The sequence below is a fragment of the Ramlibacter sp. P4_H7 genome (genome assembly GCF_056400765.1).
Window position 1 is genome coordinate 1 of sequence record NZ_JBFUKP010000006.1, and the last position, 14,987, is coordinate 14,987.

Annotated in this window: 12 protein-coding genes; 6 read left to right on the plus strand and 6 right to left on the minus strand. The window is 67.3% G+C overall.

Annotated elements, in window-relative coordinates:
• Both AC1DSA_RS10325 and aceE read right to left on the minus strand, forming a co-directional pair.
• Nucleotides 1-311: biotin/lipoyl-containing protein (locus AC1DSA_RS10325; protein ID WP_477888729.1), on the minus strand; the 311-nt coding region annotated here is incomplete at its 3' end.
• A gap of 61 nt (nucleotides 312-372) precedes the next feature.
• The gene (gene aceE / locus AC1DSA_RS10330) at nucleotides 373-3,078 is read right to left on the minus strand and encodes a pyruvate dehydrogenase (acetyl-transferring), homodimeric type (protein ID WP_477888731.1); all 2,706 of its coding nucleotides are present in this window, start codon (nucleotides 3,076-3,078) and stop codon (nucleotides 373-375) included.
• A gap of 198 nt (nucleotides 3,079-3,276) precedes the next feature.
• Here aceE and AC1DSA_RS10335 point away from each other — a divergent pair, with 198 nt between their 5' ends.
• From AC1DSA_RS10335 to AC1DSA_RS10355, 5 genes are all read left to right on the plus strand, one after another.
• On the plus strand, nucleotides 3,277-5,814 hold the full coding sequence (locus tag AC1DSA_RS10335; protein ID WP_477888733.1) for a PAS domain-containing sensor histidine kinase: 2,538 nt from the start codon (nucleotides 3,277-3,279) through the stop codon (nucleotides 5,812-5,814).
• Nucleotides 5,811-6,437, plus strand: coding sequence for a response regulator transcription factor (locus AC1DSA_RS10340; protein WP_340354574.1), 627 nt, complete (start codon nucleotides 5,811-5,813; stop codon nucleotides 6,435-6,437). The genes AC1DSA_RS10335 and AC1DSA_RS10340 overlap by 4 nt, the downstream gene beginning before the upstream one ends.
• A 58-nt stretch (nucleotides 6,438-6,495) precedes the next feature.
• A complete protein-coding gene (locus AC1DSA_RS10345) occupies nucleotides 6,496-7,347 on the plus strand; it encodes a bifunctional methylenetetrahydrofolate dehydrogenase/methenyltetrahydrofolate cyclohydrolase (protein ID WP_477888736.1) in 852 nt (283 codons plus the stop codon).
• A 70-nt stretch (nucleotides 7,348-7,417) separates the two neighbouring features.
• Entirely contained in the window at nucleotides 7,418-9,439 is a 2,022-nt protein-coding gene (locus tag AC1DSA_RS10350; RefSeq protein WP_477888738.1) for a M3 family metallopeptidase, read from the plus strand.
• A gap of 37 nt (nucleotides 9,440-9,476) precedes the next feature.
• A complete protein-coding gene (locus AC1DSA_RS10355) occupies nucleotides 9,477-10,124 on the plus strand; it encodes a glutaredoxin family protein (RefSeq protein ID WP_477888740.1) in 648 nt (215 codons plus the stop codon).
• Nucleotides 10,125-10,134: 10 nt separating this feature from the next.
• Here AC1DSA_RS10355 and rpiA read toward each other — a convergent pair whose 3' ends face one another.
• Entirely contained in the window at nucleotides 10,135-10,806 is a 672-nt protein-coding gene (gene rpiA / locus AC1DSA_RS10360) for a ribose-5-phosphate isomerase RpiA (RefSeq protein WP_477888742.1), read from the minus strand.
• Between the two features lie 40 nt (nucleotides 10,807-10,846).
• Between rpiA and AC1DSA_RS10365 the strand changes: the two genes are divergently transcribed.
• Nucleotides 10,847-11,902: a quinone-dependent dihydroorotate dehydrogenase gene (locus AC1DSA_RS10365; RefSeq protein WP_477888744.1), complete on the plus strand. Its 1,056-nt coding sequence runs from the start codon at nucleotides 10,847-10,849 to the stop codon at nucleotides 11,900-11,902.
• Nucleotides 11,903-11,911: 9 nt separating this feature from the next.
• Here AC1DSA_RS10365 and AC1DSA_RS10370 read toward each other — a convergent pair whose 3' ends face one another.
• The 3 genes from AC1DSA_RS10370 to AC1DSA_RS10380 are packed head-to-tail and all read right to left on the minus strand — an operon-like array spanning nucleotide 11,912 to nucleotide 14,950.
• Entirely contained in the window at nucleotides 11,912-13,030 is a 1,119-nt protein-coding gene (locus tag AC1DSA_RS10370) for an NAD(P)/FAD-dependent oxidoreductase (RefSeq protein WP_477888746.1), read from the minus strand.
• Entirely contained in the window at nucleotides 13,030-13,881 is an 852-nt protein-coding gene (locus tag AC1DSA_RS10375; RefSeq protein WP_477888748.1) for an N-formylglutamate amidohydrolase, read from the minus strand. The genes AC1DSA_RS10370 and AC1DSA_RS10375 overlap by 1 nt, the downstream gene beginning before the upstream one ends.
• A gap of 40 nt (nucleotides 13,882-13,921) precedes the next feature.
• Entirely contained in the window at nucleotides 13,922-14,950 is a 1,029-nt protein-coding gene (locus AC1DSA_RS10380) for a uroporphyrinogen decarboxylase family protein (protein WP_477888750.1), read from the minus strand.
• Nucleotides 14,951-14,987 lie beyond the last annotated feature (37 nt).

A 14,987-nucleotide genomic window follows, 5' to 3' on the forward strand; every position in this document is an offset into this window, starting at 1 on the left:
GCCGGTGCCGGTGCCGGTGCCGGCGCGGGTGCCGATGCCGTGGCGGGTGCCGGCGCGGCCGCGGCTGCGGAGCCCACCGCCTCGACGATCGCGATCACCGAGCCTTCGGCCACCTTGTCACCGAGCTTCACCCTCAGTTCCTTCAGCACGCCCGCGTGGCTGGAAGGAATCTCCATCGAGGCYTTGTCGGACTCGACSGTGAYGAGCGACTGYTCSRCCTTSAYCGYGTCGCCGGGCTTCACCAGCASTTCGATSACGGCGACKTCCTTGAAGTCSCCGATGTCSGGGACCYKCACTTCGACCTGAGCCATGTTCTTGTTCTCCGCGGCCCGAACGCGGGCCTTCTCTTTGTAGGGACCGATTGTCGGCGCGTCAGGCGTACAGCGGGTTGACCTTGTCGGCCTTGATGCCGTAGCGATGGATCGCCTCGGCGACCTTGGCCACCGGCAGCGTCCCCTCTTCCGCCAGCGCCTTGAGCGCGGCGACGGCGATGTAGTGCCGGTTCACCTCGAAGTGTTCGCGCAGCTTGCTGCGGAAATCGCTGCGGCCGAAGCCGTCGGTGCCGAGCACCTTGTACGCGCGCCCCTTGGGGATGAAGGCGCGGATCTGGTCGACGTACTGCTTGATGTAGTCGGTGGAAGCCACCACCGGGCCGGCGTGCTTGTCCAGCTGCTGCGTCACGAAAGGCACGCGCGGCGTGGCCGTCGGGTGCAGCATGTTGTGGCGCTCGCAGTCGAGGCCGTCGCGCGCCAGTTCGTTGAAGCTCGGGCAGCTCCAGACGTCGGCCTGGACGCCCCAGTCCTTCGCCAGCAGTTCCTGCGCGGCCAGCGACTCGCGCAGGATGGTGCCGGATCCCAGCAGCTGCACGCGCAGCTTGCCGGCGGCGCCGGGCTTGCACACGTACATGCCCTTGACGATCTGCTCTTCGGTGCCGGCCTGCAGGCCGGGCATGGGGTAGTTCTCGTTGAGCAGGGTGATGTAGTAGAAGACGTTGTCCTGCTTCTCCACCATGCGCTTCAAGCCGTGCTGCATGATCACCGCGACTTCATGCGCGAAGGTCGGGTCGTAGCTCACGCAGTTCGGGATGGTCTGCGCAATGATGTGGCTGTGGCCGTCCTCGTGCTGCAGGCCCTCGCCGTTGAGCGTGGTGCGGCCCGAGGTGCCGCCCAGCAGGAAGCCCCGCGCCTGCATGTCGCCCGCCGCCCAGCACAGGTCACCCACGCGCTGCAGCCCGAACATCGAGTAGTAGATGTAGAACGGGATCATGACCCGGTTGCTGGTGCTGTAGCTCGTCGCCGCCGCAATCCAGCTGGCCATGCCGCCCGCCTCGTTGATGCCTTCCTGCAGGATCTGGCCGGCCACGTCTTCCTTGTAATAGGAAACCTGGTCGCGGTCCTGCGGCGTGTACTTCTGGCCTTCGTGGTTGTAGATGCCGATCTGGCGGAACAGGCCTTCCATGCCGAAGGTGCGCGCCTCGTCGACCAGGATGGGCACCACGCGAGGGCCGAGCTCCTTGTCCCGCAGCAGCGCGGTCAGGAAGCGGACGTAAGCCTGCGTGGTCGAGATCTCGCGGCCTTCCGCGGTCGGATCGGTCACGGCCTTGAAGGCGTCGAGCGCGGGCACCTTGAGCTGCTCGTCCGCCTTCGGACGGCGCTTGGGCAGGTAGCCGCCCAGTGCCTTGCGGCGCTGGTGCAGGTACTGCATCTCCGGCGTGTGCTCTTCCGGCTTGTAGAAGGGGATCTCGGCGAGCTTGTCGTCCGGGATCGGGATGTTGAAGCGGTCGCGGAAGATGCGGATGTCGTCGTCGCCCAGCTTCTTGGCCTGGTGCGCAATGTTCTTGCCTTCGCCTGCCTTGCCCATGCCGAAGCCCTTGACCGTCTTCACCAGCAGGACGGTGGGCTGGCCCTTGGTGGTGGCCGCGCGATGGAAGGCCGCGTAGACCTTCTGCGGATCATGGCCGCCTCGGTTCAGGCGCCAGATGTCCTCGTCGCTCATCTTCGCGACCATTTCGAGCAGCTTGGGATGGCGGCCGAAGAAGTTCTTGCGGACGAAGGCGCCGTCGTTGGCCTTCATGGCCTGGTAGTCGCCGTCCACGATGTCCATCATGACCTGGCGCAGGATGCCTTCCTTGTCACGCGCCAGCAGCGGGTCCCAGTAGCTGCCCCACACGAGCTTGACCACGTTCCAGCCGGCGCCGCGGAATTCGCCTTCCAGCTCCTGGATGATCTTGCCGTTGCCGCGCACCGGGCCGTCCAGGCGCTGCAGGTTGCAGTTGACGACGAACACCAGGTTGTCCAGCTTTTCGCGCGTGGCCACGCCGATGGCGCCCAGCGACTCCACCTCGTCCATCTCGCCGTCGCCCAGGAAGGCCCAGACCTTGCGGTTCTCGGTGTTGGCGATGCCGCGGGCGTGCAGGTACTTCAGGAAGCGCGCCTGGTAGATCGCCATCAGTGGGCCCAGGCCCATCGACACCGTCGGGAACTGCCAGAACTCGGGCATCAGCTTCGGGTGGGGATAGCTGGACAGGCCCTTGCCGTCCACTTCCTGCCGGAAGTTGAGCAGTTGCTCCTCGTTGATGCGGCCTTCCAGGTAGGCGCGGGCGTAGATGCCGGGCGCGCTGTGGCCCTGGATGTACAGGCAGTCGCCGCCGTGGTTCTCGCTCTCGGCGTGCCAGAAGTGGTTGAAGCCGGCGCCCAGCATGGTGGCGAGCGAGGCAAAGGAACTGATGTGGCCGCCCAGGTCGCCGCCGTCTTCCGGGTGCAGCCGGTTCGCCTTCACGACCATCGCCATGGCGTTCCAGCGCATGTAGGCGCGCAGACGCTCCTCGATCTCGAGGTTGCCGGGGCAGCGCTCCTCGTCCTGCGGCTCGATCGTGTTGACGTAGCCCGTGGTGGCCGAGAAGGGCATATCGATGCCCTGCTGCCTGGCCTCCTCCAGCAACTGCTCCAGCAGGAAATGCCCGCGCTCGCGGCCCTCCGTGGCGATGACGGCCGAAAGGGCCTCCACCCATTCCCGCGTCTCCTGCGCGTCTGCATCGTTGGCGGCCGAGCCGAAGACCTGATCGGGCTGAGCGGACATTTGTTGTCTCCTTGTTGCGTGCGAGTGAATTTAGTACGGGCTGCCCCGGCAGCGTGCGCGAGTTTCGCATAAAAATGGGTGACTTTTCAAATGGTGCGTATCGATTTCATAATATGAACTCTTGTCTGCGTCACGGATGGCTTGCGCGTTRCTCATGGAAGGTCGCACGGACGGCGCGCGCCTAAACTACCTCCACTCATGCATGACTCACCTCCTTCGGAGCTGCCCTCCGAAGGCACGACCCCCAACTGGTGGCGCCACTGGTGGCGTCGCCAGACGCCCACCCGCCAGGACCGCTTCGCGATGCTCGCACCGCTGGCGGCCGTGCTGCTGTTCCTGGCTGCGATCGTTTCCGCCTTCTGGTATCTCCGGCTGGAGGAAATGGACCGCGAGCAGGAGGCGGTGAAGCGCGACGTCGAGTACGCGCAGCAGAGAATGCGTCTTCGCCTCCTGGAGCGCCAGGAACAGTTGATGCGCGTCGCGCGCGACATCTCCAACAAGGAAGTCGACGCCGAGGAATTCGTGGTGCGCGCCGAATCCATGATCGCGCAGTACCCCGAGCTGCTGATGCTCACGTGGATCGACGAGCGCCGCCGGCTGACCGCCAGCTATGCGGCCCCGAGCCTGGCGGTTGCGCAGGCACGCGTGCGCGGCGAAGTGCTGCGTCCGGGCGAGACCGAATCCATGTACAGCCTCGCGCGGGACCTGCAGCAGCCGGTCTACTCGCAACCGGTCGCCGGCCCCGACAGCTCCGGACTGCTGCAGCTGCACGTGCCGCTGGCGGACCAGGGCAAGTTCGGTGGCGTGATCCTGGGCGAATACTCCATCGACGGCCTGCTGCGCTATGGCGTTCCGGCGGAGATCTCGGCCAAGTACGCGGTCGCCCTGCTCGATGGCAAGGGGCGCATCCTGGCCGGCAACTCGGTGCCGCCGCGCAACCCGGCCACGCAATTCCTTCCCTGGGCGGCCCAGCCGAACGAATACGAGGTGCCGGTTTCGCCGGTCGGCAACGGGCTGATCGTGCGCGCGCAGGCCTACCGCACGGGGCTCGGCGTGATCGGCAGCGGCCTCTTCTGGCTGGTGGGCGCGCTGTCCGCCATGACTGCGTGGATGCTGATCGCCAACTGGCGCCACACGCGCCGGCGCATGCAGGCGCAGCAGGCGCTGATGGCGGAAACGAACTTCCGGCGCGCGATGGAAAACTCCATGCTCACGGGCATGCGTGCCCTCGACATGCACGGCCGCATCACCTACGTCAACGCAGCCTTCTGCCAGATGACCGGCTGGAGCGAGGCGGAACTGGTGGGACGCACCCCGCCCTTCCCGTACTGGCCCGACGAGGACCGCGAACTGCTCGCCGCCCGCCTGGACGATGAACTGCACGGGCGCACCATCCAGGGCGGCTTCCAGGTGCGCGTGAAGCGCAAGGACGGCAGCCTGTTCGATGCGCGCCTGTACGTGTCGCCGCTGGTGGATCCCAAGGGCCACCAGACCGGCTGGATGACGTCCATGACGGACATCACCGAGCCCACGCGGATCCGCGAACAACTCCAGGCCTCGCACGAACGCTTCACCACCGTGCTGGAAGCGCTGGACGCCTCCGTGTCGGTCGCGCCCCTGGGCAGCGAGGAACTGCTGTTCGCCAACAAGCTGTACCGCCTCTGGTTCGGCGGCCGCGCCGGCGGCCACCTGCAGATGGTCGCGCAGGCCGGCATGGCGGAAGCGCCCCGGCCCAGCGACGAGTCGCTGGACGACGTGGACTCCTTCGTCGGCCTGCCCACCAACAGCCTCACCGCCGCGACCTCCGAGAACGCGGAGATCTTCGTGCCCGAACTGGGCAAATGGCTGGAAGTGCGGTCCCGCTACCTGAACTGGGTCGACGGGCGCCTCGCGCAGATGGTGATCGCCACCGACATCACCTCGCGGCGCAACGCGGAAGAGCAGGCGGCCGCGCAGGCCGAGCGCGCGCAGACCTCCAGCCGCCTGATCACCATGGGCGAAATGGCCTCCAGCGTCGCGCACGAGCTGAACCAGCCGCTCACCGCGATCTCCAACTACTGCAACGGCCTGATGTCGCGCATCCGCAGCAAGCAGATCAGCGAGGACGACGTGCTGGCGGCCCTGGACAAGACGGCGCGCCAGGCGCAGCGGGCGGGCCAGATCATCCAGCGCATCCGCACCTTCGTGAAGCGCAGCGAACCCAACCGTTCGCTGTCCGACGTCAGCGTGATGGTCAGCGAAGCGCTGGAGCTCGCCGAGATCGAACTGCGCCGCCGCAACGTGCGCATGTCGCACTACGTCGCCGCGCGCCTGCCGCACCTGATGGTGGACCCGATCCTGATCGAGCAGGTGCTGGTGAACCTGCTGCGCAACGCCGCGGAAGCGATCGAACAGGCCAAGCGGCCGCCGGGACGCCGCAGCGTGGAGCTGCGGGTGCTGCCCAAGCAGCTGGACGCCCAGCAGGTGGTCGAGTTCTCCGTGGTGGATTCCGGCCAGGGCCTCGCCCCGGAAGTGATGGAGCGCCTGTACGAGGCCTTCTTCTCCACCAAGGCCGACGGCATGGGCATCGGCCTGAACCTGTGCCGCTCCATCGTGGAATCGCACCAGGGAAGAATGCAGGCGGAGAACATCTACAATGGCGCCGAAGTTTCCGGCTGCCGGTTCTCCTTCTGGATACCGGTCTCGGGCGCTACAAATCCGATAGTGGGCAAGGACGCGGGGGTGACAACGGCATGAGCCTGATTCCGAAAAAGGGCACCGTCTACGTGGTCGACGACGACGAGGCCGTGCGTGATTCGCTGCAGTGGCTGCTGGAAGGCAAGGACTATCGCGTCCGCTGCTTCGACTCCGCCGAGTCCTTCCTCGCGCGCTACGACCCGCGAGAGGTTGCCTGCCTGATCGTGGACATCCGCATGGGCGGCATGACCGGGCTGGAACTGCAGGACCGCCTGGTCGAACGCAAGTCGCCCCTGCCCGTCGTCTTCATCACCGGCCACGGCGACGTACCGATGGCGGTGAACACGATGAAGAAGGGCGCGATGGATTTCATCCAGAAGCCTTTCAAGGAAGACGAGCTGGTGAGCCTGGTCGAGCGCATGCTCGAGCGCGCCAAGGACACCTTTGCCGAATTCCAGAGCGCCGCCAGCCGCGATGCGCTGTTGTCCAAGCTGACCTCGCGCGAAGCGCAGGTGCTGGAACGCATCGTCGCCGGCCGCCTGAACAAGCAGATCGCCGACGACCTGGGCATCAGCATCAAGACGGTGGAAGCGCACCGCGCCAACATCATGGAAAAGCTGAACGCCAACACGGTCGCGGACCTGCTGAAGATCGCGCTGGGCCAGACGCCACCCAAGGCCTGAAGCCCGCATCCTTCCCCACGACGCGCCCGCCCGGGCGCGTTTTTCCTCCCCTCCTCCCATGACCGCATCCCTCATCGACGGCAACGCGCTGGCCAAGCGGGTCCGTGACGAAGTCGCCGGCCGCACCCAGGCCCTCAAGTCCCGTGGCATCCAGCCTCATCTCGCCATCCTCCTGGTGGGCGAAGATCCCGCCAGCCAGGTGTACGTGAAGCACAAGGTCGGCGACAGCGAGCAGACCGGCCTGAAAGCCACGCTGGAACGCTACCCGGCCACGATGACGGAGGCCGACCTGCTGGCGCGGATCCGGGCGCTGAACGCCGATGCGGCCGTGCACGGCATCCTGGTGCAGTTGCCGATCCCCAAGCACATGGACACCCACAAGGTGATCGAAACCATCGCTCCCGCCAAGGACGTGGACGGCTTCCACGTCGCCAGCGCCGGCGCGCTGATGGTGGGCCAGCCCGGCTTCTGGCCCTGCACGCCCTATGGCTGCCTGAAGATGCTGGACGCGATCGGCTACGACCTGAAGGGCAAGCATGCGGTCGTCATCGGCCGCAGCAACATCGTCGGCAAGCCCATGGCCCTGATGCTGCTGGGCCGCGATGCCACCGTCACGATCTGCCACAGCCGGACCGCGGACCTGAAGGCCATCACGCTGCAGGCCGACGTGGTGGTGGCCGCCGTCGGCAAACGCAACGTGCTGACGCGCGACATGGTCAAGCCGGGCGCCGTGGTGATCGACGTGGGAATGAACCGCGACGAGGCGGGCAAGCTCTGCGGCGACGTCGACTTCCAGGGGGTGAAGGAAGTGGCCGGCTGGATCACGCCAGTTCCCGGGGGCGTGGGGCCCATGACGCGCGCCATGCTGCTGGTCAACACCATCGAAGCCGCGGAGCGCGCCGCGGCCTGATCGCGGCGATAGCGATTCTCGAAGGCCCCACGGGCCTGGATGGGTCGCAAGCTGCCGCAAAATGAGCGGCATGAGCAATCCCCTCCTCGACTTCAAGGACCTCCCCCTCTTCGACCAGGTCCGGCCGGAACACGTGGCGCCCGCGCTGGATGAACTGCTGGGCCAGGCGAACCAGGCCCTGGCGGCGGTCACCCAGCCCGACTTCCCCGCCGACTGGAACGCGATGGCCAAGGTGCTGGACGTGGCCACCGAGCGGCTGGGCCGCGCCTGGGGCATGGTGGGCCACCTGAACGCCGTGGCGGACACTCCCGAACTGCGCGCCGCCTACAACGAGGCCCTGCCGCGGGTCACCGAATTCTTCACCCGCCTGGGCGCCGACGAGAAGCTCTACGCGAAGTACAAGGCCATCGATCCGGCCACGCTGCAGCCGGAACAGCGGCAGGCCCACAAGAACGCGCTGCGCAACTTCCTGCTGTCCGGGGCCGAACTCACCGGCGCGGCCAAGGAGCGCTTCGCGCAGATCCAGGAAAGGCAGGCCGAACTGAGCCAGAAGTTCAGCGAGCACGCGCTGGACGCCACCGACGCCTTCGCGTACTACGCCTCCGCGGACGAACTGGATGGCGTGCCGCCCGACGTGGTGCAGGCCGCGCGTGCCGCCGCGCAAGCAGAAGGCAAGAGCGGCCACAAGCTGACGCTCAAGATGCCCAGCTACCTGCCGGTCATGCAGTTCGGCCACAACCGCACCTTGCGCGAGCGGCTGTACCGGGCCTACGTCACGCGTGCGAGCGACCAGGGCGATCCGCAGTTCGACAACACGCCCCTGGTGCGGGAAATCCTCGCGCTGCGGCAGGAAGAGGCCCGCCTCCTCGGCTACGCCAGCTTCGCCGAGGTGTCGGTCGTGCCGAAGATGGCGGAATCGCCGGACCAGGTGATCCGCTTCCTGCGCGACCTCGCGCACCGCGCGCGCCCCTACGCGGCAAAGGACGTGCAGGACATGCGGTCCTTCGCCCAGGAGGAACTGGGCATCGAGGATCCGCAGGCCTGGGACTGGTCGTACATCGGCGAGAAGCTCAAGGAAGCGCGCTACGCGTTCAGCGAGCAGGAGGTGAAGCAGTACTTCACCGCGCCGAAGGTGCTGGCCGGCCTGTTCAAGATCGTCGAGACGCTCTTCGAGGTCGAGATCCGCCGCGACCACGCGCCCGCCTGGAATCCTTCGGTGGAGTTCTACCGGATCGAACGCGGCGGCACGCTCGTCGGCCAGTTCTACCTCGATCCTTCCGCGCGCACCGGCAAGCGCGGCGGCGCCTGGATGGACGACGTGCGCGCACGGTGGCTGCGCCCCGACAGCGGTCAGCTGCAGACGCCGATCGCCCACCTCGTGTGCAACTTCGCCGAGGGCGTCGACGGCAAGCCGCCGCTGCTCACGCATGACGACGTCATCACCTTGTTCCACGAATCCGGCCACGGGCTGCACCACATGCTCACCCGGGTGAACGAGCGGGATGTGTCCGGCATCAGTGGCGTGGAATGGGATGCCGTGGAGCTGCCCAGCCAGTTCATGGAGAACTTCTGCTGGGAATGGGGCGTGCTGAAGCACATGACGGCGCACGTGGACACGGGCGAGCCGCTGCCGCGGGAGCTGTTCGACAAGATGATCGCGGCCAAGAATTTCCAGAGCGGCCTGGCCACGCTGCGGCAGATCGAATTCGCCCTGTTCGACATGCTGTTGCATTCGCAACACGATCCGGAGGCCGATTTCATGCCTCTTTTGCAACAGGTCCGCGACGAGGTGGCGGTGCTGCATCCCCCCGCTTTCAACCGCATGGCACACACGTTCAGTCACATCTTTGCCGGTGGCTACGCGGCGGGCTATTACAGCTACAAGTGGGCCGAAGTGCTCAGCGCCGACGCTTACGCCGCCTTCGAGGAAACGGCGGACCAGGAGGGCCTGCCCAGCGTCAAGACGGGCCGGAAATACCGCGAGGCGATCCTGGAAGCCGGTGGCAGCCGGCCGGCAATGGAGTCGTTCAAGGCCTTCCGGGGCCGTGAACCGACCCTCGATGCCTTGTTGCGCCACCAGGGAATGGCCTGAGAGAATCGTCCCCAAAGTCCAATTGGGGGATCAGCCGATGTCGAACGTCCGTGTCGCGGCGCTTGCCGCTTTCGTGGCCTGCGCCAGCCTGGGAGGTGTCGCGGTCAACGCGCAGGTTTATCGCATCGTCGGGCCGGATGGAAAGGTGACTTTCTCCGATCGTGCGCCCTCCGACGCGAAGGCCACGCCCACGCAGGCCGTTCCCGTCGCCGGCGGCGGCGGACCTTCCACCGCCAGCCTGCCCGCCGAAGTCCGCCAGGCAGCCGGCCGCTTTCCGGTGACGATCTACAACGGCGCGGATTGCTCGCCCTGCCTCACCGCGCGCAGCTACCTGATGCGCCGGGGCGTTCCCTTCACCGAGAAGTCGATCGTCACCGAGGACGACGTGCAGGCCCTGCAGCGCATCTCCGGCGGCACCAGCATGCCCTTCGCGACCATCGGCGCGCAGCACATCCGCGGTTTCAACGAAGTCGAATGGTCGCAATACCTGGACGCCGCGGGCTATCCGCGCTCTTCGCAGCTGCCGGCGAGCTACCGGAACCCGGAAGCCACGCCCCTGGTGGCTGCGCAGCAACCGCGGCCCGCTGCCGCTGCTCCCGCAGCCGCGCGTGCGCCCGTTCCGCAGGCGGAAGCACCGGCGCCGAGCGAACCCGGCCCGGCCAATCCCGCCGGAATCCGCTTCTGAGCGGCCGTTCCTAGTAGACGAGGGTCTGCACGCCACTCGCGGTGGCAAGCAGGCAGACCTGGGCCTTCTGGTGGGCGAACACGCCCACCGTCACCACCCCCGGCCACTGGTTGACCTCGCTCTCGAAAGCGAGGGGATCGCTGATCTGCAGGCCGGTCACGTCGAGGATGTGCTGCCCGTTGTCCGTCTCGAGCGGCTGGCCGTCCTTGAGGCGGACCTTGGCGGCGCCGCCCAGCTTGTGGAATTGGCGCACGATGCGCTGCGTCGCCATCGGGATCACTTCCACCGGGAGCGGAAAGCGGCCCAGCACCTCCACCCGTTTGGACTCGTCGGCGATGCAGACGAAGCGCCGCGACTGCGCCGCGACGATCTTCTCGCGCGTGAGCGCCGCGCCGCCGCCCTTGACCATGTGGCCGCGGCCATCGATCTCGTCCGCGCCGTCGATGTAGACCGCCAGCTCGCCGACCTCGTTCGCGTCGAAAACGCGGATGCCGAGGGCCTGCAGCCGCTCGGTCGAAGCGACTGAACTCGACACAGCCCCCGCGACCTTGTCCTTGATCGTGCCCAACGCCTCGATGAACTTGTTGACGGTGGAGCCGGTGCCGACCCCCACGATCTCCCCGAGCACCACGTACTTCAAAGCTGCCTGCCCCACCAGCGTCTTGAGTTCATCCTGCGTCACGCGACAATCCCCGGTTTGATCTAGAAGCCGGAATTATCGGATGTCCCTCCTGCCCTACGCCTTCGCCCGTCCCTTCCTGTTCGGCCTCGACCCCGAAACCGCGCACGAGCTGACGCTGGCCTCGCTGGCGCGGCTGCAGGGCACGCCCCTGCAATGGGCGTACTGCAACCGCTTCGTGCCCGACCCGATCGAGCTGGCCGGGCTGCGCTTTCCCAATCGCCTCGGCCTGGCGGCCGGGCTGGACAAGAACGCGCGCTGCATCGACGCACTGGGGGGCATGGGCTTCGGCTTCATCGAAGTCGGCACCGTCACGCCAAAGCCGCAGCCGGGCAATCCGCGGCCGCGCATCTTCCGCCTGCCGGAAGCCAACGCACTGATCAACCGCCTGGGTTTCAACAACGATGGATTGGATGCCTTCGTCGCCAACGTGCAGCGTTCGCGCTTTCGCCGGCAGGGACGGCTGCTCGGGCTCAACATCGGCAAGAACGCGGCGACGCCCATCGAGGAGGCGACCGGGGATTACCTCGCCTGCCTGGCCGGTGTCTATCCGCACGCCGACTACGTGACGGTGAACATCTCCAGCCCCAACACCAAGAACCTGCGCGCGCTGCAGAGCGACGACGCTCTGGACGCGCTGCTTTCCGCCATCGCGGCGCGGCGCGAGGAACTGGCGGCGCAGCTTGGCCGGCGCGTGCCGATCTTCGTGAAGATCGCGCCCGACCTCGACGACGGCCAGGTCGAGGTGATCGCGGCCACGCTGCGCCGCCACGGGATGGATGGCGTGATCGCGACCAACACCACCATCGTGCGCGACAAGGTGAAGGGCTTGAAGCACGCCGAGGAAGCCGGGGGCCTGAGCGGCGGTCCGGTGCTGGACGCCAGCAACCGCGTCATCGCGCAGCTGCGCGCCACGCTGGGCCGCGGCTATCCCATCATCGGCGTGGGTGGCGTGCTGAGCGCGAACGACGCGCTGTCCAAGCTGCAGGCGGGAGCCGATGTGGTGCAGATCTACACCGGGCTCATCTACAAGGGCCCTGCCCTGGTTGACGAAATCGCGCGTGCTTTCCGCGCGCAACGCGCCACCGCCGGGGCCTGAAGATCGACTTCAGGCCAGCAGTTCGGAAACGGCCAGTTCGCCGATCGCCATCGCGCTGGTCAAGCCGGGCGATTCGATGCCGAAGAGATTGAGCATCCCCGGCACGCCATGCAGGCGCGGGGCGTCCACCCGGAAGTCCGCCGCGTTTTCGTGGGGACCGTGGATCTTGGGCCGGACGCCGCTGTAGCTGGGCGCCAGCACGCCGTCGGGCAGCCCGGGCCAGTAGCGCCGCACCTCCGCGTAGAACCCATCCGCGCGCGCGGGATCCACCCGGTAGTCGATGTCCTCCGGGGTGCCGACGTCCAGCCACTCGAGGTCGGGGCCGAACTTGGCCTGTCCGCCCAGGTCCAGGGTCAGGTGCACGCCGAGCCACGCATCCGCAGGCGCCGGATAGATCAGATGGCGGAAGGGAGAGCGACCCGCGAGCGCGTAGTAATTGCCCTTGGCGAACCACTCGCGCGGAACGAACCGGGGATCCAGTCCTTCGAACCGGCGCGCGAGTCCGCAGGCGTGCAGCGACGCCGCGTTCACCAGCAGGTCGCAGGCGAGCTCTCCGCCGTCGGCGAAGCGCAGCACGTGCGGATCGCCCGCATGGGTCGAAAGTGTTGCGCCGACGGCCTGCGTTCCCAGGGCCACCATCCCGCCTGAGTGCTCCAGGTCGCCCTGCAGCGCCAGCATGAAGCCATGGCTGTCGACGATGCCCGTGCTGGGCGAGTGCAGCGCAGCGATGCATCGCAGGGCCGGTTCGAGCGACCGCGCCTGGGCGCCCTCCAGGAAATCCACCGGCACGCCGTTGGCGGCTGCCCGGTCCTGAAGACCGCGCAAGGCCTGCACTTCCCGTTCCGTGTTCGCCACCGTGAGCTTGCCGCAGCGACGATGGTCCACCCCATGCGAAGCGCACAGCGCGTAGAGCAGTTCCTTGCCGCGCACGCAAAGCTTCGCCTTGAGCGATCCGGGGGTGTAGTAAAGCCCCGCATGGATCACCTCGCTGTTGCGCGAGCTCACGCCCTGGCCGATGCCCGGCTGCGCTTCGACGACGATGGTCTCGCGGCCCGCCTGCGCGAGCGCGCGTGCGACAGCCAGGCCGACGACCCCCGCCCCGATCACCACGGCCCCGACCCGATCCATCAGCCGAGCTTCCGTGGGTCGGTCGCGAGGAGTTGCTCCACCAGCTGGCGCAGTTGCCCACGCAAGGTGGCGAACCCGTGGTGCGGCTCCAGCGTGTGTTCGTCCATGTACAGCTTGCGGTTGATCTCCACCTGGATGCTGTGCCGCTGCGCCTGCGGGTCGCCATAGCGGCGGACCAGTTCCACGCCCTTGTAGGGATGGTTGTAGGCGACGTCGTAGCCGAAGCCCCGCAGCACTTCGCAAACCAGGAGGGACAGGGCCGGATTCGCCGTGCTGCCGTCCCGGTCGCCGATCACGAAGTCAGCGTGCACGAGGCCGGGGAACTCGGTGGCATGGCTGGCCGCAACCGCCGGCATGGAATGGCAGTTGAGATGGATGCTGTAGCCGTGGCGCGCGTGGGCGTTGGCGATCGCCTCTGCGACGGCCGTGTGGTAGGGACGCCAGCATCGCTCGATGCGCTGGCGCACCTCGGCCGCCGTGAGCTTGCGGTCGTACAGGTCCAGGCCTTCGTCGGTGCAGCGCCAGATCAGGCCCTTGCCCAGCCGCACCTTGGACAGCACGGCGGGATCGGGGGACAGGGGCCCGGGCCAGGCATCCTCCAGCAGCTCGACATCGAGCTCCGTCAGATCGCGATTGGCATCGAGGTAGCTGCGGGGAAAGAGCGCCTCCACCCACGCAACGCCCAGCCCAGGTGCGAAGTCGTACAGCTTCTCGACGTGCGTGTCCTCGGCCCGACGCAACACGTCCAGCGAGAGCGCGCTGCGGAAGTCCTTCGGGTAGTCCACGCCGCTGTGCGGCGAATCGAGCACCAGGGGGGCGTTGCCCGGCAGGTAACGGACAAGCGTTTGCATGCGCCGATTGTCCCCGAAGAACGCCGCAGATCGGCTCCGCTCAAGCCGCGGCGAACTCCTGCCGCAGCTGTTTCGCCGCCTCGACCATGGACACGAGCTTGCCCTGGGCCACGTCCCGCGGCAGGTACTTCATGCCGCAGTCCGGAGCCAGGACGACCTGCTCGGGCTTGATGTGTTCGAGCGCGCGCCGGATCCGGTCGGCGACCAACCGCGGAGTTTCCACCTGCAGGTCGTTCAGGTCGAGGCAGCCCACCAGCACCTGCTTGCCGCCGAGTTCGCGCAGCACGCGGGTGTCCAGGTGCGACTGTGCAGTTTCGATCGACACCTGGCGGCATCGGCAACCGGCCAGCTCGGGAAGGAACGAGTAACCGCTCGGCCGCTGGTGGATGACGGCGGCATAGCCGAAACAGATGTGGACGCAGGTCGTGCCCTGCACGCCTTCGAGCGCCCGGTTGAGCGCCTGCAGGCCGTATTGGCGCGCCTTCTCCGGGCGCGCCTGCATGTAGGGCTCGTCGATCTGGACGACGTCGGCACCGGCCGCGAACAGGTCCTTGATCTCCGCGTTCACCGCCTCGGCATAGTCCATGGCCGCCGCTTCCTCGCTCTCGTAGAAGTCGTTCTGGGCCTGCTGCAGCATCGTGAACGGGCCGGGCACGGTGATCTTGGTCATGCGCCGGGTGTTCGCCTTGAGGAACTTCAGGTCTTCCACTTCCACCGGTCGCATCCGCCGGATGCGGCCGACGATGCGCGGCACGGGATTGGGGTGGCCGGAGCGGTCCAGGGCGGAGCCGGGGTTGTCCAGGTCGACTCCCTCCAGCGCCGTGGCGAAGCGATTCGAATAGCTCTCGCGCCGGATCTCGCCGTCGGAAACGATGTCCAGGCCCGCATCCTCCTGCGCCCGGATCGCGAGCAGCGTTGCGTCGTCCTGCGCCTGCGAGAGCCAGGGCTCCTGCAGCCGCCACAGCTCCTTCGCCCGCACCCGCGGGGGGAAACGGCCGGCGAGCTTGGCCCGGTCGATCAGCCACTCGGGCTGGGGATAGCTGCCGACGATGGTCGTGGGAAAAAGCATGCGGTCTCCTGTGGAGCCGGCAATCTGGCACAGCCCA